The sequence below is a fragment of the Kitasatospora sp. NPDC093102 genome, from assembly GCF_040683915.1.
Taxonomy (GTDB): domain Bacteria; phylum Actinomycetota; class Actinomycetes; order Streptomycetales; family Streptomycetaceae; genus Kitasatospora.
This window is the reverse complement of the sequence record NZ_JBFBFA010000006.1, coordinates 223,350-241,048: the sequence shown is the minus strand read 5'-3', so window position 1 is coordinate 241,048 and position 17,699 is coordinate 223,350. Positions and strand designations below refer to the sequence as shown.

The 17,699-nt window shown below is 73.6% G+C and carries 19 protein-coding genes; 3 read left to right on the top strand and 16 right to left on the bottom strand.

Annotation, left to right across the window (positions count from 1 at the left end; all coding sequences use genetic code 11):
- Positions 1–110: 110 nt before the first annotated feature.
- Positions 111–875: an SDR family oxidoreductase gene (locus AB0O11_RS11750; RefSeq protein WP_363384455.1), complete on the top strand. Its 765-nt coding sequence runs from the start codon at positions 111–113 to the stop codon at positions 873–875.
- A gap of 138 nt (positions 876–1,013) precedes the next feature.
- Here the strand turns inward: AB0O11_RS11750 and AB0O11_RS11745 are convergent, their stop codons facing one another.
- The 6 genes from AB0O11_RS11745 to AB0O11_RS11720 form a co-directional block, all read right to left on the bottom strand.
- Positions 1,014–1,505: a GNAT family N-acetyltransferase gene (locus AB0O11_RS11745; RefSeq protein ID WP_363384452.1), complete on the bottom strand. Its 492-nt coding sequence runs from the start codon at positions 1,503–1,505 to the stop codon at positions 1,014–1,016.
- Positions 1,506–1,629: 124 nt separating this feature from the next.
- Positions 1,630–2,637 (bottom strand): phosphotriesterase, encoded by a 1,008-nt coding sequence (locus tag AB0O11_RS11740; protein WP_363384450.1) that lies wholly within the window; start codon positions 2,635–2,637, stop codon positions 1,630–1,632.
- Positions 2,634–3,179, bottom strand: coding sequence for a carboxymuconolactone decarboxylase family protein (locus AB0O11_RS11735; RefSeq protein ID WP_363384448.1), 546 nt, complete (start codon positions 3,177–3,179; stop codon positions 2,634–2,636). The genes AB0O11_RS11740 and AB0O11_RS11735 overlap by 4 nt, the downstream gene beginning before the upstream one ends.
- A 17-nt stretch (positions 3,180–3,196) precedes the next feature.
- Positions 3,197–3,799, bottom strand: a complete 603-nt coding sequence (locus AB0O11_RS11730) for a DUF4865 family protein (RefSeq protein ID WP_363384445.1) — start codon at positions 3,797–3,799, stop codon at positions 3,197–3,199.
- A gap of 105 nt (positions 3,800–3,904) precedes the next feature.
- Positions 3,905–4,471, bottom strand: coding sequence for a TetR/AcrR family transcriptional regulator (locus AB0O11_RS11725; RefSeq protein WP_363384442.1), 567 nt, complete (start codon positions 4,469–4,471; stop codon positions 3,905–3,907).
- Positions 4,472–4,738: 267 nt separating this feature from the next.
- Positions 4,739–5,758: an LLM class flavin-dependent oxidoreductase gene (locus AB0O11_RS11720; protein WP_363384439.1), complete on the bottom strand. Its 1,020-nt coding sequence runs from the start codon at positions 5,756–5,758 to the stop codon at positions 4,739–4,741.
- A 386-nt stretch (positions 5,759–6,144) separates the two neighbouring features.
- Here AB0O11_RS11720 and AB0O11_RS11715 point away from each other — a divergent pair, with 386 nt between their 5' ends.
- The gene (locus AB0O11_RS11715) at positions 6,145–7,137 is read left to right on the top strand and encodes an aldo/keto reductase (protein ID WP_363384436.1); all 993 of its coding nucleotides are present in this window, start codon (positions 6,145–6,147) and stop codon (positions 7,135–7,137) included.
- Positions 7,138–7,308: 171 nt separating this feature from the next.
- Here AB0O11_RS11715 and AB0O11_RS11710 read toward each other — a convergent pair whose 3' ends face one another.
- The 6 genes from AB0O11_RS11710 to AB0O11_RS11685 form a co-directional block, all read right to left on the bottom strand.
- On the bottom strand, positions 7,309–8,385 hold the full coding sequence (locus tag AB0O11_RS11710; RefSeq protein WP_363384433.1) for an LLM class flavin-dependent oxidoreductase: 1,077 nt from the start codon (positions 8,383–8,385) through the stop codon (positions 7,309–7,311).
- A gap of 3 nt (positions 8,386–8,388) precedes the next feature.
- Positions 8,389–9,294, bottom strand: coding sequence for an ABC transporter substrate-binding protein (locus AB0O11_RS11705; protein ID WP_363384431.1), 906 nt, complete (start codon positions 9,292–9,294; stop codon positions 8,389–8,391).
- Positions 9,295–9,381: 87 nt separating this feature from the next.
- Entirely contained in the window at positions 9,382–10,149 is a 768-nt protein-coding gene (locus AB0O11_RS11700; protein ID WP_363384428.1) for an ABC transporter ATP-binding protein, read from the bottom strand.
- Positions 10,146–11,012 (bottom strand): ABC transporter permease, encoded by an 867-nt coding sequence (locus AB0O11_RS11695; RefSeq protein ID WP_363384425.1) that lies wholly within the window; start codon positions 11,010–11,012, stop codon positions 10,146–10,148. The genes AB0O11_RS11700 and AB0O11_RS11695 overlap by 4 nt, the downstream gene beginning before the upstream one ends.
- Positions 11,009–12,037: an ABC transporter substrate-binding protein gene (locus tag AB0O11_RS11690; protein ID WP_363384423.1), complete on the bottom strand. Its 1,029-nt coding sequence runs from the start codon at positions 12,035–12,037 to the stop codon at positions 11,009–11,011. Before AB0O11_RS11690 ends, AB0O11_RS11695 begins: the two co-directional genes overlap by 4 nt.
- A 70-nt stretch (positions 12,038–12,107) precedes the next feature.
- Positions 12,108–13,199 carry an ABC transporter substrate-binding protein gene (locus AB0O11_RS11685; RefSeq protein ID WP_363384420.1) on the bottom strand — a complete coding sequence of 364 codons (1,092 nt, stop codon included), beginning with the start codon at positions 13,197–13,199 and terminating at the stop codon, positions 12,108–12,110.
- A gap of 432 nt (positions 13,200–13,631) precedes the next feature.
- On the opposite strand from AB0O11_RS11685, the gene AB0O11_RS11680 reads away from it, so the two are divergent.
- Positions 13,632–14,414 (top strand): IclR family transcriptional regulator, encoded by a 783-nt coding sequence (locus tag AB0O11_RS11680; protein ID WP_363384417.1) that lies wholly within the window; start codon positions 13,632–13,634, stop codon positions 14,412–14,414.
- A gap of 129 nt (positions 14,415–14,543) precedes the next feature.
- Here AB0O11_RS11680 and AB0O11_RS11675 read toward each other — a convergent pair whose 3' ends face one another.
- The 4 genes from AB0O11_RS11675 to AB0O11_RS11660 form a co-directional block, all read right to left on the bottom strand.
- Positions 14,544–15,083, bottom strand: a complete 540-nt coding sequence (locus AB0O11_RS11675) for a winged helix-turn-helix domain-containing protein (protein ID WP_363384734.1) — start codon at positions 15,081–15,083, stop codon at positions 14,544–14,546.
- Positions 15,084–15,918: 835 nt separating this feature from the next.
- On the bottom strand, positions 15,919–16,092 hold the full coding sequence (locus AB0O11_RS11670; RefSeq protein ID WP_363384414.1) for a hypothetical protein: 174 nt from the start codon (positions 16,090–16,092) through the stop codon (positions 15,919–15,921).
- A gap of 394 nt (positions 16,093–16,486) precedes the next feature.
- Positions 16,487–17,038: an ATP/GTP-binding protein gene (locus AB0O11_RS11665; protein WP_363384731.1), complete on the bottom strand. Its 552-nt coding sequence runs from the start codon at positions 17,036–17,038 to the stop codon at positions 16,487–16,489.
- A 166-nt stretch (positions 17,039–17,204) separates the two neighbouring features.
- Positions 17,205–17,609 carry a DUF742 domain-containing protein gene (locus tag AB0O11_RS11660; protein ID WP_363384728.1) on the bottom strand — a complete coding sequence of 135 codons (405 nt, stop codon included), beginning with the start codon at positions 17,607–17,609 and terminating at the stop codon, positions 17,205–17,207.
- Between the last annotated feature and the right edge of the window lie 90 nt (positions 17,610–17,699).

Here is a 17,699-nt window from a genome sequence, read left to right as displayed (position 1 = left end):
AGGAGGCACGTTGCGACGGAGCGGCACGATGAGACTTTTTGGCACAGCGTGCCATCAGGGCGTACCGTGTCTTTTGAGGTCGAGAGACCACGAACGAACGGAGTACCACCATGGAGCGCTTCAGCGGACGGAACGTCCTGATCACCGGCGGCGGCTCGGGCATCGGCCAGGCCACCGTCCACCGGATCCTCGCCGAGGGCGGGAAGGTCGTCGCCGTCGACGTCAACGAGGACGGCCTGAAGAAGACCCTGGACCGCGCCACCACCGAGGGGACCGCGGACCGCCTGACCATCCAGGTGCTGGACATATCGGACGAGGCGGCCGTCGTCGCCGGCGTCGCCGAGGCGATCGCAGGCCTGGGCGGCCTGGACGTGCTGGTCAACGCGGCCGGCATCCTCCGCTCCTCGCACACCCACGAGACCACCCTGGAGTTCTGGAACAAGCTCCTCGCGGTGAACCTCACCGGCACCTTCCTGATGACCCGCGAGGCGCTCCCCGCGCTGCTCGCCGGCGGCAAGGGCGTGGTGGTCAACTTCAGCTCCACCTCCGCGAGCTTCGCCCACCCCTACATGGCCGCGTACGCCGCGACCAAGGGCGGCATCCAGTCCTTCACCCACGCCATCGCCTCGGAGTACTCGAAGCAGGGCCTGCGCGCGGTCTGCGTCGCGCCGGGCAGCATCGACAGCGGCATGACCCACAACCCGGGCCTGCCCGCCGACGCCGACTTCAGCCTGCTGGCCAAGCTCTCCCCCGCCCTCGGCCAGGGCTTCGCCGGCCCGGAGACGGTGGCCGGCGTGATCGCCATGCTCGCCTCCGACGACGGCGCCTTCGTCACCGGTACCGAGCTCCGCATCGACGGCGGCACCCACATGTGACCGGTCGGTGCGGTTGACGGCGGGGCCTGTGCCATCCCCCGTACGGCACAGGCCCCGCTTCCGCGTTCTCCCGGCGCCGCCGCACGGGGACGCCGGGGCCCGGCCGCTGCCCCGCTTCCGAGCCGGGTACGACGGCCGTCACCGCAGGGGCTTCACCAGGAGGAGTTCCCGGGTGACCCCGTCGGTGAGCAGGTCACCGGGCTCCGCGAGCGGGACGAAGCCGTGGCGACGGTAGAGGGCGAGCGCCGTCCGGTTGCCGGGGAGCGCGGCGAGGCGCAGCGTGATGCCGCCGGTGGCCCGGGCCCAGCGTTCCACCTCCTCGATGAGCCGGTCCGCGACGCCCCGGCCGCGGGCCCGTGGGGCGACCCAGAGCGAGCGCAACTCCCGTACGCCGTCCGGTGATCCGGGGAGACCGCCGACCAGGCCGACCGGGCCGTCGCCCAGGAAGGCCACGACGTGGTGGGCGTCCGGGAGGTGGAGCCGGTCGCGCCAGCGGTCCTCGCCGCCCTGGTGCCAGTCGGCGAGGCCGGCCTTGAAGGCGCCCGGCGCATCGGTCAGGGCGGCGAGGCGGAGGTCCCGCCAGAGCGGCCAGTCGGCGGTCATGAGGCTCCGGAGCGTCGGCGTCACCATGCACCGGACAGTAGAGGGCGCGCCCAATGGCCGTCAGGCCCTTCCCCGGCCTGTGGTGCGTCCCACCCCCGGCTCCGGCCGTTCGGGACGTCCCGTCCGGCCAGGCGCCCGGGCCGGCGGAGCCCTACGGCGTGCGCCAGTGGGCGGCGAAGGCGGCGGCCGGGTTGGTGGTGAGGAGCAGCTCGGGCAGCTCGGGGCCGTAGCTGCGGGCGAGGCGCGGGGCGAGGTCGGTGAGCAGGCGGACCGGGCCGCCAGCCGCGCGGGCGGTCCGGGTGGTGGTGTCGGCGCCGAGCAGCAGCTGGGTGGCGTGACCCGCCTCGACCAGGTCGGCGATGACGTCGAAGGCCTGGTGGTCGGCGTGATGGCCGGCCCGGGAAGGGCTGTCCAGGGCGAGGTGGACCCCCTCGGCGGCCAGGGCGCGGTGCAGCGCGCGGTCGGGGAACCGGGTGAGGTGGCCGAGGATGATCCGGTCGGGCCGCACGCCGTGCCGGTCGTGCAGCCCGCGCAGGACCCGGTGCGGAGCGCCGTCGGCTTCGAGGTGGACGGCGATCGGGGCGCCGGTGGCGTGGTGGGCTTCGGCGGCAGCGGCCATCGTCCACCGGGTGTGCCGGGTGGTGGGCCCCGCGTCGTCCGCGATCTTGATCAGCCCGGCCCTGACCCCCTCGGGCGCGCCGGGCAGACCGGTGGTGAGTTCGGCGACGAAACGTTCCGCGAGGTCGGCGTACGGGCCGGGGCTCTCGCCCGGCTGGACGGCAGGTTCGGTGGGTTCGGTGGGTTCGGTGGGTTCGGTGGGTTCGGTGGATTCGGTGGGTTCGGGAGGCTCGGGGAAGAAGCCCGGCGCGTAGTGGACCGCCTGGTGCACGCCGGTGGCGGCGACGATGTGCACGCCGGTCGCACGGGAGAGCACGGCGAGGGAGTCCGCGCCCCGGCCCAGGCCGAGCGGGGTCCACTGGACGAAGGTGCGGCCACCGGCGGTGGCGTAGGCGCGCAGCACGTCCTCGGCGGCGACCGGTTCGTCCAGTTCCTGGCCGGGGAGCAGCGGGCTGCGGATGAAGAGGTGGTCGTGGGAGTCGGTGGTGCCGAGGTCGGCGGGGGCCAGGTCGCCGAGGACGGTGCGGACGGTACGGCTCATGCCCTGGCCCCCTCGCCGGCGACCTGGGTGGCGGTCTCGGCCGCGGTCTCTACGGGTGCGGTCTCAACGGGTGCGGCCGGGCCGGTGGCGCTCGTGGCCGCGCTCCCGGCAGTGCTCTCGGTGGCGCTCTCGGTGGCCTCGGCGAAAGTGGCAGTGGCGACGCGCAGGCCGGCCAGCGCCTTGGGGAGGCCCACGTAGGGGGCGAGGTGAACGATGACCTCGGTGATCTCCGCCTCCGTCAGGCCGATCCGCCGGCTGTAGCGGACGTGGTCGGCAAGCTGCGGCTCGACGCCGCCGAGGGCGGTGAGGGCGGCCAGGTTGGCGATCTGGCGGTCGCGCAGGGCGAGGCCGGGGCGCTGGTAGGTGCCGCCGAACAGACTGGTGACGATCCAGTCGGGGAAGCCGGGGGCGAGGGCGTCCAGGCCACCGAGGGTGGTGGTGGCGCCCGGACCGGCGAGGTCGGCGAGCAGCGCGTAGCCGGCCGCGCGGTCGAGCGCGGCCCGGGTGAGTTCGCTGCCGGCGGGAGCAGTCGCGGGGGGCATCGGGGCGGTGGGTCCTTTCACCAGTGGCGGCCGGCCGGCAGCCGGTCGAGTTCGGGGCGGGACAGGTGCAGCACCTCGTACCGGACGCCTGGCGCGTCCTCGGGGGCCGGACCGTGCCAAAGGGCGAAGCGGAGCAGTTCCCAGCGGCTCGGGTCGACGGCCACGGCGGCGGTGTGCAGGGCCGGGTGCGCAGGCAGGTCGGCAAGCGCCCGCTCGACGGCCTCGGCCGGGTCGGCGGCTTCCGGCAGCCGTACGGTCTCGCGGGTGGCGGTGGTCGGCGGCCCGGCCGTTTCCCCCGCGGGTGCCGACGCTGCCGGCGCGCCGTGGGCCAGGCCCGCGCCGAGCCAGTGCCGGACGGCGGGGCGGCCGAAGTCGGCGCTCAGGCCTCGGAAGCCCGGCCCCCAGAGGAAGCCGTTCATGCCCTCGGCGGTGCGCCAGAGGTAGAGCGGCGCGTACTGGTTGACGGGCGAGCCCTGCCGACCGCGCTCGCGGACCAGGTAGGCCTTGAGGCCGAGGCCCGGGTACGCGTCGAGCAGGTGGCCCTTGTCGGCGACCCGCTTGCGGATGACGCCCATGTCGTAGTCGGCGGGGAGGGTGATCTCGTACTGCATGGCGTGCACGGCGGGCTCCTCGGGTTCGACGGGTCCGGCGGGTCCGGCGGGTTCGACGGGTGCCTGGGGTTCGGCAGGTCTTCGGGTCCGGCGGCGCGGGTCAGGCCTTACGGGTCAGGCCGTGCGGTGTGTCGCGAGCAGGCCGAGGGCGCCGCGGACGGCCCGGTCGAACGGCTCGGCGCTGTCGGCGGCGCGGGCCAGGACATAGCCGCCCTGGACGACGGCGACCACGGCGGCGGCGGTGTCGGCCGGGTCCAGGCCGGGGGCGAACTCGCCGTCCGCCTGGCCTTCGGCGATCAGTCCGGCGATGCGGCCGCGCAGCCAGTCGAAGGTCTCCTCGACGGGCGCGCGCAGGTGCGGGTCGGAGACCACGTCCGGGTCCTGGGCCATCCGGCCGATCCGGCAGCCGCGCAGGACGTCGCGGTCGCGGTGCAGGTAGGCGGCGATCCGGTCGTAGGCGGTGCCGGGGGCGGCGAGATCGGCCTCGGCGACGCCCCGCATCTGCTCGGCGCTGCGGCGCAGGGCGGCGGCCGCGAGGTCGGGCTTGCCGGTGAAGTGGTGGTACATGCTGCCCTGGCCGACCCCGGAGCGCTGCTGGATGGCCTTGGGGCTGGTGCCGACGTAGCCGCGCTCCCAGAGCAGGGCCTGGGTGGTCTCGATGAGGCGGTCCTGGGTGCTCATGCGGATCACTGTACATACCAGTAGGTACAGAAGGCCAGTGCGGACTCCGCCCGAGCTCCGAGGATCCCCCCCCCCGCCGGCCGGAACGATCGAGGGCCGTGCGCCGCCCCCCGGCGGCCACGGCCCCTCGACCGTTCGTCATCCCCCGCACCGCCGAACGGCACTCCGGCGCGCCCGGTGGCGCGCGTCACGTCACGGACGGTGGCCGGCGTCACGCCGCGTAGGGGTGCACGGCGCACTGCGCGGGCGGGCGGCGGACCCGGGCGGCTACGGCAGCGCGCGGCGGATCTCCGGGGCCACCTCGCTCGCGAACAGCTCCAGCTGCTCGCGCTGCACCCCTTCGGTGAGCGCATCCACCCCGATGCCGACCACCTCGTTGCCGAAGGCCTCGTGGTACCGGTGGATCTTCTCGATCACCTGCTGCGGGCTGCCGACCAGCGCCGAACCGCGCTCCAGCGCGTCCTCCAGCGACCGGAACGGCGAGTTGTTGTGCCGGCCGGCGGCCGAGTCGAACAGCGCGTTCCAGTACGGGCGGAAGCCCTCGACGGCGTCCTGCGAACGCTTGGCGACGTACAGTCCGCCGAAGCCCGCGCCCACCCGGGCCCGCTCCGGGTCGTGCCCGTAGTGCTCCCAGCGCTCGCGGTAGTGCTCGACCAGCGCCCGGTACTTCTCCAACGGGTGGAAGGAGTTGGCGGAGAAGAGCGGGTCGCCGTGGCGGGCGGCGAGGTCGGTGGACTGCGTGCTGGTCGCGCTGCCGTGCCACACCGGGATCGGGTCCTGGAGTGGGCGCGGCCAGACGGTGGCGTCCTTCAGCGGCGGGCGGGTCGAGCCCTCCCAGGCCACCTTCTCCTCGCGCCAGAGCCTGCGCAGCAGAGCGTAGTTCTCGGCGAGCGCCTCCCACTGTCGCTCCTCGGGGAGGCCGAACATCCCGAAGTGGCGCGGGTCGTTGCCCTTGCCGATGATCAACTCTAGGCGCCCGCCGGACAGTTGGTCGAGCATCGCATAGTCCTCGGCGACCCGGACCGGGTCGAGGATGCTCAGCACCGTCACCGTGGTGAACAGCCGGATGGTGGAGGTGCGGGCGGCGATGGCGCTGAGCAGCAGGGGCGGTGCCGGGGAGAGGAACGGCTCACCGTGCCGCTCCCCCACACCGAAGCCGTCGTAGCCGAGTTGCTCGGCGAGGACCGCCTGGTCGATGACGCTGTGCAGCTTCTGCTGCGGGGTGCGCCGGACGCCGGTGACCGGGTCGGGGGGGTTGGCGACGAGGGACGAGACGGTGAACCGCACGGCGGTCTCCTTGGGTGCTCGGGAGGGGCTCGGAGTGGTCCCGGAACACGATCGGCAGGGGTCGGGTGGAGTCCCGGGGCTCGGTGAGCCGCGCAGAGCGCGGGGAACCGGGAAGTGAACCGGCGCTGCGCTCTCACGGACGGCACCGGCGGGCATGGCTGACGGGGCGGGCGGCGGGCCGCTCGGGCGGCAGGTCGCGCGGGTGGTGTCAGCGGTCGGTGCTGCGGCGGTGACGACAACAACAGCGGGCTGCGGTGGTGGTCACGGTCCGGACTGCCATCTCGCCCCCTCGCCTCGCACACACACGATCCTCCGTGAGGATAGGCACCGGCCGGAAGCGGGGGCAAGGGGTTGAGCCGCCGCGCCCGGGTGGCAAGATGTCCGGCATGAGCTACCTCGCCGCGGATGACCGCTATGACTCGATGACCTATCGGAAAGCCGGCCGCAGTGGCGTCCAGCTGCCCGCCGTCTCGCTCGGGCTCTGGCACAACTTCGGCGACGCCCAGCCGCTGGAGGTGCAGCGGGCGGTGCTGCGTCGGGCCTTCGACCGGGGCGTCACCCACTTCGACCTGGCGAACAACTACGGCCCGCCGTACGGCAGTGCCGAGCGCAACTTCGGCTACCTGTTCGCCCAGGACTTCCGGCCGTACCGGGACGAGCTGTTCATCGCCACCAAGGCCGGCTGGGACATGTGGCCCGGCCCGTACGGCAACGGCGGCAGCCGCAAGTACCTGCTGGCCAGCCTCGACCAGTCGCTGGACCGGATGGGGCTGGACTACGTGGACGTCTTCTACTCGCACCGGTACGACCCGGACACCCCGATCGAGGAGACGATGGGGGCGCTGGACAGCGCGGTGCGCTCGGGCAAGGCGCTGTACGCGGCGATCTCCAACTACCCGGCGGAGCAGCACCGGGAGGCGGTGGCGATCCTGCGCGAGCTGGGGACGCCGGTGCTGCTGAACCAGTCGGCGTACTCGATCCTCAACCGGTACGTGGAGGACGGCGGCGTGCTGGACGCGGTGGGCGACACCCAGACCAGCCTGATCGCCTACTCGCCGCTGGCCCAGGGGCTGCTGACCGACCGCTACCTGTCCGGTGAGGTGCCGGCCGGCTCGCGGATGTCGGTCGGGAAGTTCCTCACCGAGGAGGCACTGACCGGGCCGAAGTTGGAGCAGCTGCGGGCACTGGCCAAGGTCGCCGAGGGACGCGGGCAGACGCTGGCGCAGCTGGCGCTGTGCTGGGTGCTGCGGGATCCGCGGGTGGTCTCGGTGATCATCGGTGCGAGCAGCGTGGCCCAGCTGGACCAGAACCTCGACGCGCTGGCGGGAGGGCCGCTGACGGCGGAGGAGCTGGCGGAGATCGACCGGCTGAGCCGCTGAGGGGACGGAGCGGCAGCCGACGGGTTGACGGGTGACAGGTAACAGCTGACAGATTTCGAAATCTGTCAGCTGTTACCTGTCATCTGTTATCCGTTGCCCGTCAGCTGTCAGCCCGTCCGTCCGCCGGCCGGCGGCGGCCGGCAGACGGACGCCGACCCATCCGCCGACCCGTCAGGGTCGCTTGATGCCCAGAGCGGGCAGAATCGTTTCTGCAACCCGGTGGGCCTCCTCCAGCAGCGGGTTGCCCGAGAGGATGAAGGTGTCGACGCCCAGCGCCTCGAACTCCTGCAGACGCTCGATCACCTGGGCCGTCGAGCCGACCACCGCCGTCCCCGGGCCGGGACGGAACAGGCTCATCCCCGGCCAGAGATTGGGGTGGGCCTCCAGCTCCCGGGCCCGCGCCGGCACCCTGCCGCCGTGCTGGCGGAACTGCCGCTGCCAGCCGACCCCGTCCTCCCCCTTCGTCTCGCCCAGCCGGCGCGCGTAGGTCGCCTCGCTGGTGACGTCCAGCAGTCGGTCGGCGGCCGCCCAGGCCTCGTCCTCGGTGTCGCGGACGATCAGGTGCAGCCGCAGCCCGATCCGCAGGGTCCGGCCGTGGGCGGCGGCGCGCTCGCGGACCAGGTCCAGCTTCTCCTTGAGCAGGTGCGGCGGCTCGCCCCAGGTCAGGTAGACGTCCACGTGCTGGGCCGCCATCTCGATGCCGGCCGCCGAGCTGCCGCCGAACCAGAGCGGGATGCCGCCGGGCTGCACCGGGGTGAGGTCGCGCAGACTCGCACCCGCGTTCTTCAGCTCGTAGAACTCGCCCTCGTGGTCGAAGACTTCGCCCGCCGTGAGGCGCTTCACGATCGACCAGTACTCGCCGCTGAGCCGGTAGCGGTCGTCGTGCTCGACGTCCAGGCCGTACTCGCGCAGCTGCGCAGTCGAGCCGTTGACCACGTTGAAGCGCAGCCGGCCGCCGTGCAGGTGGTCGAAGCTGAGCGCCATCTTGGCCAGCAGGGTGGGCGAGACCAGCCCCGGGTGGACGGCCAGCAACGGTTTGAAGGCCGGGGTGGTGGCGGCCGCGAGCGCACTGCCGAGCGTCCAGACGTCGTACAGGTCGGTCGCGAGCAGGGCGCCGGTGTAGCCCAACCGCTCGACGCTGCCGGCCAGTTGCTGGAGGTAACGGAGGTCCACCGGACGACGCCCGGCTGGTTCCCAGGGGTAGTGTCCCTCACGAGGGATGATGTACCAGAGGACTTCGGAGGCCACGGGTCAGACCGCCTTCGCGAGCGCGGCGGCCACCGGGGCCTCCAGCGCGGGGAGGTGGGCGTCGGAGACGGTCAGCGCCCGGTCGATGAAGCCCACACCGTGGAAGATGTTCGCGGCCTCCTGTTGCTCGGCGACGAACCCGGCGGTGGCGGGCTCCAGCTGCCAGGGCAGTGCGCCCAGCGCGGACTGCCAGTCGGCGGCCGTGCCGCCCAGCTCCTCGGCAGCGATCGCGGCGGCCTCGGCCGGGTTGGCGGCCGCCCAGGCATCCGCCCGGCGCAGTGCGGTCACGATCGCGGCAATCACCTCGGGGCGCTCGGTCGCGAAGTCCCGGCGGGTGAAGAACACCGAGCGGTCGGTGGTGACGTCGCCGGTGCGGATCAGCTCGCGGAACTCCCCGCTGCGGCGGGCCGCGGCGAGTTCGGCACCCTGGGCGATCCAGCCGGCGATCTCGCCGTCGCGCAGCCGCCGGGCCTGGTCCTCACCGGCCGCCGGGCGCGCCGGGGTGACGTCGTCGCCGTACGAAAGCCCCTGCGTGTGCAGGGCCTTGGCGAGCAGGTGGGTCTGCCAGGAGCCCACGGCGAGCACGACGGTGGTGCCCTTGAGGTCCGCGACCGTCCGCACCGGGCCGGAGTCCGACACCAGCAAGGCGCCGTGGTCCGGGCGGGGCGCCGAGACCGCCGCGTAGACCAGGTCGTGACCGGCCGCCTGGGCGGTGATCGGCGGGGTGGAACCGGTACCGCCGAAGTCGATGACGCCCTCGGCGAGCAGCGCGCCGGTGCGGGTGCCGTCCGCGTAGTGGTGGAAGGCGCCGGTCTCGCCGAGCGGGGCCAGCTCCTCGTCCAGGTACGGGAGTCGGGCGAGGTAGTAGAGCGAGGGATTGCTGGCGTGGACGCCGAGGGTGACGGTCATCTGGTCAACTCCGGTGGTGCGGGCTCGGTTTGTCGGAAGTCGGAGGAATCGGGGGAATGCCGGGACATTTCAGGGGGATCACGGACGTCAGTGGACGCCGAGGTCGGCGAGCAGGCGGCGCCGCAGGTCGGCGAAGGCAGGATCGGCCGGGTCGCGCGGACGCTGGACGGTGACGGCTTCGTCCCGGGCGAGCAGGCCCTCGCGCAGCACCACGACCCGGTCGGCGAGCCGTACGGCCTCGTCCACGTCGTGGGTGACCAGCAGCACCGCCGGGCGGTGGCGGCGCACCAGATCGCCGACGAGGTCCTGCATGCGCAGCCGGGTGAGCGCGTCCAGTGCGGCGAACGGTTCGTCGAGCAGAAGGAGCTGTGGCTCCCGAACGAGCGCCCGGGCGAGCGCGACGCGCTGTGCCTCACCTCCCGAGAGGGTGGCCGGCCAGGCCTCGGCATGCCGCTCCAGGCCGACCTCGGCGAGCGCCTTCAACCCGGTCTCCCGGGTCGCGGCGCCCCGCGGCAGGCCGACCGTGACGTTGGCCAACACCCGCTTGGACGGCACCAGCCGGGGTTCCTGGAACACCACGGTACGGACCGGCGGGACGAGCACGGTGCCCCCGCCTGCCCGGTCCAGCGCCCCGAGGATCCGCAGCAGCGTGGTCTTGCCGGTCCCACTGGCGCCCAGCAGGGCGACGAACTCGCCGCGGGCGATGGAGAGGTCGACCCCGTCGAGCACGGCCCGGGTGCCGAACACCCGGCGCAGACCGCGCAGGTGGACGGCCGGGACCGCCGCCTCGGCCGCCGAGGGGGAAGGAAGAGAAGAGGGGGAGAGCGTGGCGGTGGTGGACGTGTCGGCGGTCATCGGGCCGCTCCCTGGACGGCCTGGCGCCACGGCATCAGCACGCGCTCCAGGACTCGGACGATGCCGTCGGCGCCGAGGCCGAGCAGCCCGTAGATCAGGATGCAGACGGCGAGGACGTCGGTGCGCGAGTAGTTCTGCGCCTGGGCCATCAAGTACCCGATGCCCTCGGTCGAGTTGATCTCCTCGGCGGCGATCAGGGCGATCACGCTGAGCGTCATCGACAGGCGCAGTCCGGACAGCAGCGAGGGCAGCGCGCCGGGCAGCACGACCGTGCGCACGATCGCCCAGCGGCCGAGGCCGAAGCTGCGCATCGCCTCGACCAGCTTGCGGTCGGTGCTGCGGACCCCGCCGGAGGCGGACACGTACATCGGGAAGCTGGTGGCGACCGCGATCAGGGCGACCTTCGCGGTCTCGGTGATGCCGAACCACACCATGAACAGTGGGACGAGGGCCAGGAACGGTACGGTGCGCAGGACCTGGATCGCGGAGTCGAGCAACTCCTCGCCGAGGCGGGTGAATCCGGTGACCACGCCGAGCACCAGTCCGGTGGTCGCACCGAAGAACAGGCCGAGCCCGGCGCGGGTGAGGGAGACGGACAGGGCGTCGGTCAGCTGGCCGTTTCCCCACAACTCCCCGACGGCCTCGGCTACCTGGGTGGGCGAGGCGAGTACGTCCTGGGTGAGTGCGCCGGTGGCGGAGGCGATGGCCCAGCCGCCGAGCAGGGCGAGCGGACCGATGGTCCGCAGGGTCACGGCGAGCGCGCGGGGGCGCGGCCGGCGCCGCCGGCTCTGCGGGGCAACCAGGCCGGCGTCCAGCGCCGCCCGGGTGTCGGCGGGCGTGAACTTCTCGGTCGTCGTGGTCACTTGGCGCCGTCCCCGAGCTTGTTGACGTCGATCAGGTACGGCTTGACGTCCACCAGTTGCTTGGTGACCTTCTGATCGGCGAAGAACTGGGCGACCGTCCCGAAGCGGGCGATGTCGGCGTCGGATATGGCGTCGGCCGGAGCGCCCTGCCTGCTGACGTTCACCGCGACGTCCTTCTCGGCGGGGGTGACGGCGGTCGGGCCCGCGTCGGTGAACACGTTGAGGTAGCCGGCCGGGTCGGCCTTCTCCCTCTCGCCGTTCTCCCGCAGGTAGGTGTAGAAGGCCTTGACCACCGCGGGGTGCTTCTCGGCGAAGCCGGTGCGCACCGCCCAGACGGCGTAGTTGTCGGAGCCGACCTCCTGGCCGTTGACCAGGAAGTGCGCACCGGCATTGGCGATGGCGGGCGTCGAGAAGGTGTTCCAGGTCGCCCAGGCGTCCACCTGCCCGGAGTTGAAGACCCCGGAGGTCTGGTCGGCACGCAGGTAGACCCGCTCCACCTTGTCGGCCGGGATCCCGTTCTTCGCCAGCGCCTTGAGCAGCAGGTACTCGCTGGTTCCGCCCTGGGAGACGGCGACCTTCCGGCCGACGAGGTCCTGGACGGACTTGATGGGCGAGTCGTTCTTCACCAGGATTCCCTCGCCGACGCCGTCGGGCGCGGTCTGGGCGAACAGCCTGAAGCCGGGCTTCTGGGCCAGCGCGGCGACGGCCGAGGTGATCGAGCCCTGGGCGACGTCCAGTTGGTCGGCGGAGAGGGCCTGGGCGGCGGGGGCGAAGGGGCCGGCGCTGCCGGTCCAGGCGACCTTGGCGTGGACGGCGGCCAGGGCCCGGTCCAGCGAGCCGTCCTTCTTGCCGCGGGCGAGGAAGCCGTTGTTGCCGGGGTCGGGCAGCCGGAGCGCCACGTCGGCCTTTCCGCCGGTCCCGTCTCCGGCGGAGGCCTTGGCCCCGTCGGCGGACGAGCCGCAGGCGGCCAGGGCGGTGGAGGCGAGCAGCGCGGTGGCGGCGAGGGCGAGGCGGGGGGTCTTCACGGGCTCTCCAAACAAGTGACAGATGACAGCAGACAGCTGACAACTTTCGAAATCTGTTAGCTGAAGGCTGTTATCCGAAGTCTGTGCTGCGAACAGCACCGGCACCGGCTCCGGCAACCGCCTCACCACCGGCACCAGCACCCGCACCCGCACGCCGCTCACGCAGCAGCTCGCGGGCCGCACGGAGCGGCTCCGGGTCGGCCCACGCCTGGACGTCCACCGGCGCGACGAGAAATCCCTGCTCCCCGAGGAATCGTTCCTGCAGCGCCAGCAACTCCAGCCGCTCCGCCGACAGGTCCAGGTACAGGGTGCGGTGGCTGCCCGGTGCGTAGGCCCCCACGACGCCCTCGGCCCCGGCACCGGTCTCGGCCTGCAGGATCCGGACCACCTCCTCCGGGTGCTCCGCCGCCCAGTCGGCGGCCTCCAGCAGCACGGCGAGGAAACGGGCGACCAGCTCGGGCTGCTCGTCCAGCAGCCGCTGGTGGACGGTGATCGGCCGGGGCGTGCCGTTGTTGACCCGGGCCCTGCGGTCCGGCGCCGCGTCCAGTTCCACGGCCACCTCGGCGCCGATCCGGCGGGCCGCCTCGACGGCGAGCGCCCCCTTCACGTACACCGCGTCCACCGTGCCGTGCCGCAGCGCGGCCAGCTCGGCGGACCACTGCCCGCCGCCCGGGGCGCCGGGGACGTCCACCAGCTCGGCGTCCGCCAGGGTGAGGCCCGCGAGCCCGAGAGCGCCACGGAAGCCGGCCAGCGCCATCGCCCGCCAGAAGTCGATGCCGATGTCATGACGTGGGATCGCCAGCCGCAGTCCGCGCAGCTGCCCTGGTCCGGTGATGCCGCTACCGGCCCGCACCAGCACCGCCTGGTGCTCCTCGATCCAGGTGAGACCGATCAGCCTGGTCGCCTCACCGCGCGAACGGGCCCACAGCGCGGGGACGTTGCCACCCTCCCGGAACAGGCCGGTCAGCGCGTGGGTGTAGTGGTGGTCCGCGGCCACCTCGGGCGGAGCATCCTGCAGCGAGCGGATCGCGATGCCGTCAGCGGCGAACTCGCGGGCGAGCCACCCCTGGTCGGCGGCAATCCCGGTCGCGGTGGGCACCGGGCAGCGGGTGAACCAGAGGGTGTCGGGAAGCGCGGAAGCGCTGTGGGTGCGACTGGACAACGGAGTCGGTCCTCCACGGGGGCTCCGGCGGCAACCGGAGAAACTCGGGGTCGATTACCTGCACGACGGCCCACAAGGCCTGGTGCGCAAGGGAGTTGTACGCCACGATGCAGGAAAGGGGCAGGCGGCGCGGGAGACGTTCGGTCAGCGACAACACGCACGGGAGGGGAGACACCGGTGGGACGTCACGGTGCTTCTCCTTCCGTAGAGTCGGGGCGGGCGCCGCCTGGGCCGAGTGGCCGTCCGACGCGATGCGAGGAGCGTTCCACGGCGGGCGAGCCGGAGGCAAGCCTTTGCCACATGGTGGGATCAGTTGTTCATCAAAGCCATTCCATTGCAACGTCGTCGACACATTCCCGCAGCACCGGCTGCCCTACGCTGAGACCGCCTCCGGCCGCCCGCCCGGAGTCCCGAACCGAAACGCGAGGTGCCATGGCCGAGGCCGCCACCGCCGTCCAGAGTCCGCCGGCCGGTGCGCAGGCCGTCCAGCGCGCGCTCGGGCTGCTGCACTGCTTCCACGACAACGGCCCCGACCTGAGCGCCTCGGACCTGGCCCGCCGGATGGGCCTGTCGGTCTCCACCGCACACCGGCTGGCCCGCACGCTGGTCAGCGCCGGGTTCCTGGAGCAGGACGAACAGACCGCGCGCTACCGGCTCGGCCCGGCCGTCGCCGAACTCGGCCAGCTCACCTTCCACCAGCGCGGGCTGCACCTCGCCGGGCCCGAGCTTGAGCTGCTGTCCCGGCGCACCAAGGCGACGGCCGATCTGGCGATCCGCAGCGGCGCGCACGCGGTGATCCTGGTCGGCGGCTCGGTCCGCCCGGACACCGGGCTGGGCCTGCGCCGCCCGCTGCACTCCACCGCGCTCGGCAAGGTCCTGCTGGCCTGGCCCCGCCCGGGCGTGACGGCACCGTCGACGCTCGGTCCGCTGCCCTCGTTCACCGACCGCACGATCACCGAACCGTCGCTCCTGGAGGAGGAGTTGGCAAAAGTCCGGGCGGCCGGCTACGCCCTCAACGACGGCGAGTCGGCCGCCGGGGTGCGGACGGTGGCCGTGCCCGTCCTGGACGCCGCCGGGCAGGCCCGGTTCGCCCTGGCGGTCCGCTCGACGCCCGCGCACCTCACCGACGACCGGCTGGACCGGTTCCTCGGCCACGCCCGCAGCTGCGCCGACGCCCTCGCCGTCCTCCTGCTTGCGCCGGACCAGCGCCCCTGACGGTCCACCGGAACACGACGAAGCAGCGGGCCGCCCGTCCGCGTCAGGACGAGCGGCCCGCTGCTTCGACCGACCTTCGACGGCCGGCCTTCGACGGCCGGCCTTCGGACCGGCCGTCGTACCAGCCCGTCAGACCGTGGCCGGGGTGTACTTGTAGCCGACCCGGCGGACCGTCACGATGGTGTCCCGGTAGGCCGTTCCGAGCTTGCGGCGCAGCCGGGCGACGTGCACGTCGACCGTCCGCCCGTCCCCGACGTGGCCGTAGCCCCAGACCGAGGAGACCAGGTGGTCCCGGGTGTGCACCCGCTGCGGGTGCTCGGTGAGGTGGGCCAGCAGCTCGAACTCCAGGTAGGTGAGGTCGAGCAGCCGCCCGTCGACGTAGGCGTTGCGCCGCTCGGTGTCGACGGAGATGCCGCGCGCGGCCGGGCGGGCCGAACGGACCCCCGTCACGGTCTGGGCACCGGGCCCGCCGGTCGCCGGCTGCGCACCGGGGACGGCGTGGGCCGCTGCGGAGCCGGTGGCCCCGACACCGACCGGAACCCCGGACAGGCCGCCGGCCCCCGCCACCGGGCTTTCGGCCGGCACCAGCACCAGGTACCCGACCATCGGGCCGCCGTTCAGGCCGCCGAACTGCGTGCCGTACTGGGCGAGCAGCCCCTGCGGCAACACGCCCTGCGGCAGGGTGGCGACGACGGCCGCTCCCTCCGGCAGCGCGGCGAGCAGCGACTGGGGCACCTGCGGGACCGCCACACCCGGCTGCGGGACGGGCGCGGGGACGGCCGCCGGGCGGGCCGGCCCGGCATGGGGCGGGCGGGCCGCTGCCCCGGGCCATCGGTCGGACACCGACACCGGGGGGACGGACGGTCCCGCGGCCCCGGACGTGCCGGGACCGACCGGCACGGTGGCGGGGACGGAGGAGACCGGTGGGACGGTGGAGACCGGCGGGACAGAGCGGACCGCGCGCAGGTGCGGGGTCGCGGCGGGCAGGGGAAGGGTGGCCGTGGAAGAAGAAGACATGGTGTGCCGCTCATTTCGCGCGTGACGGACGGGGTGGAGTCGTCTGCGCGTCGACCGGGCGTACTGCCTGGGCTGGGCCGGACCGAACCGGGTCAGCGGGCGGAGGGCCGGGACGCGCTGGGCGAGCCGGGACACGTCTGATCGAACAGGTGCGGCTGCCGGGACGGCCAGAACGGTTCGAGGTCGAGGCGATCCCGACGGCTGTCCACGGCGCGGCTCCCGCACCGGTTCCACCGTCCGGTCCGTCCACCCGCGCACATCGCGGGGGCCGTCCCGGTCGTTCGGGTACGGCCGGCGACGCCGGGGGCGGTGCTGGGGCAGACGATGTTCACTGGTGGTCTCTCCGCTGGGCGGGTCCGGTTGGTCGGCCGCGGGCACGCCGGACGGGCGGTCCGCTACGGCCTGGTCGACGGGTTTCGGCGGTGCGTCGGGCGGTGGGCCGGGTGGGCCGGGAGCGCCGGAGGACGTACCGGGAAGGTCAGGCCGGTCAGCGACAACACGCGCTGCAGATCAGCGCGTGGTCGATGTGGCGGCGGACGGTGAGCGCCGGATCGGCGGCACCGGGCACGGCGGTACCGGGCACGGCAGCGCCGGACATGAGGACACCGGGCACCGGGGAGCCGGGCACCGCGGTGATGACGTGTCGTCGGCCGACGCTCATCCTGCTGCCCTCCCCCTCGTTCTCCACACGGCGGCGCACCGCTGCCGGTGCCCGCCGACAATGCCTCGCCGGTTCGCCGAAGGCCGTCCGCCGGTCTCAACGCCCGCGTGAACGGGGCGTTTCCGGCACTCCCGACGGCATGGCCGGGCGGCCTTCGTCCACAGAGCCTTCCACGGCCGGGCCGGTCTAGGCAACCTTCGGCGCAGTGATCGTCCGGGATGCGGACGGCCGGATGAGACGTCGGCCGGAACGGGGAGGTCGACGCGCCCATCTGCCGAGCCGTCGCACAAAACGCCGTCCGACCGGCGTCGCGGCCGTCATCCGGTCGCGTCCGGCCCCGACCCACCCCGACCGGCCCCGGCCGGGACGGCGTCGAGCCGGAACCGAACCGTCCTCAGGCGCCGACCGGGGCGCGGCGGTACCGGTGGGCGGCGGCGTGCTCGACCAGCGCGACGAGCAGGTCCTTGCCGTCCTGCCGCAGCCGCGCATCGCAGAGCAGCACCGGGATGTCCGGGTCGAGGTCGAGCGCCTCGCGGACCTCGTCCGGCGCGAACCGCTCGGTGCCCTCGAAGCAGTTCACCGCGACCAGGAACGGGATGCCGCGCTGCTCGAAGAAGTCGACCGACGGGAAGCAGTCGGCCAGTCGACGGGTGTCCGCGAGCACCAAGGCGCCGAGCGCACCGCGGGCCAGCTCGTCCCAGACGAACCAGAACCGGTCCTGCCCGGGCGTGCCGAACAGGTAGAGCGCGAGGCCCGGCCGCAGGTCGATCCGGCCGAAGTCCATCGCGACGGTGGTGGTGCGCTTCGCCTCCACCCCCGAGGTGTCGTCCACCGGACGGCCCAGCTCGCTGAGCTCCTCCTCGGTGCGCAGCGGCCGGATCTCGCTGACCGAGCCGACCAGGGTGGTCTTGCCCGCGCCGAAGCCGCCCGCGACCAGGATCTTCACCGCGACGGCCGGACCGCCGCGCCAGCGCGGGTCGTTGGCGTTCGCCGGGTGGGGCGCGGTGCCGTCCGGGTGGGGCGCGGTGCCGTCCGGGTGCGGCGCGGTGCCGTCCGGGTGCGGCGCGGTGCCGTCCGGGTGCGGCGCGGTGCCGTCCGGGCGGGGGTGGGGGTCAGAGCGCACGGAGTCCATTGATCACGTCTCGCAGCAGGCGCTCGTCCGGCAGCTCGGCGAGCGGAACGGGTCGGGTGACGCTGATCAGCTCGGCGTCGTAGAGGTCGCCGAGCAGCACCCGCACCACGCTGACCGGCAGGTCGGTGAAGGAGCCGAGCTCGGCGACGGAGAGCGGCTCGCGCCGGCACAGGGTGAGCAGCGTCTGGTGCTCCGGGTCGAGGACGTGCGCGGGCACGACCCCCGCGACCGGCCCGGGATCGGCGGCGGTGACCAGCGAGATCAGGTCGAACAGCCCCTCCTCGACCGGCCGGGTGCGGCCGCGGGTCATCGAGTAGAGCCGCACCACCGGACCGGCCTCGTCGTCGAACCAGCGGTCGTCGACCGGGGTTCGCGGCCGGAACAGGTCGACCTCGGGCCCGTCCGGGTCCGCCCGCCCGTCCTCCGCCGCCGCCTCCGGGCGGTCCGAACCGTCCGAATCGCCGGCGCCGGACGG

Bases quoted from the DNA above. Each gene is read 5' to 3' on its own strand.
- AB0O11_RS11750 (WP_363384455.1), top strand. From the start codon at position 111: ATGGAGCGCTTCAGCGGACGGAACGTCCTGATCACCGGCGGCGGCTCG.
- AB0O11_RS11745 (WP_363384452.1), bottom strand. From the start codon at position 1,505: ATGGTGACGCCGACGCTCCGGAGCCTCATGACCGCCGACTGGCCGCTC.
- AB0O11_RS11740 (WP_363384450.1), bottom strand. From the start codon at position 2,637: ATGAGCCGTACCGTCCGCACCGTCCTCGGCGACCTGGCCCCCGCCGAC.
- AB0O11_RS11735 (WP_363384448.1), bottom strand. From the start codon at position 3,179: ATGCCCCCCGCGACTGCTCCCGCCGGCAGCGAACTCACCCGGGCCGCG.
- AB0O11_RS11725 (WP_363384442.1), bottom strand. From the start codon at position 4,471: ATGAGCACCCAGGACCGCCTCATCGAGACCACCCAGGCCCTGCTCTGG.
- AB0O11_RS11715 (WP_363384436.1), top strand. From the start codon at position 6,145: ATGAGCTACCTCGCCGCGGATGACCGCTATGACTCGATGACCTATCGG.
- AB0O11_RS11705 (WP_363384431.1), bottom strand. From the start codon at position 9,294: ATGACCGTCACCCTCGGCGTCCACGCCAGCAATCCCTCGCTCTACTAC.
- AB0O11_RS11700 (WP_363384428.1), bottom strand. From the start codon at position 10,149: ATGACCGCCGACACGTCCACCACCGCCACGCTCTCCCCCTCTTCTCTT.
- AB0O11_RS11680 (WP_363384417.1), top strand. From the start codon at position 13,632: ATGGCCGAGGCCGCCACCGCCGTCCAGAGTCCGCCGGCCGGTGCGCAG.
- AB0O11_RS11670 (WP_363384414.1), bottom strand. From the start codon at position 16,092: ATGAGCGTCGGCCGACGACACGTCATCACCGCGGTGCCCGGCTCCCCG.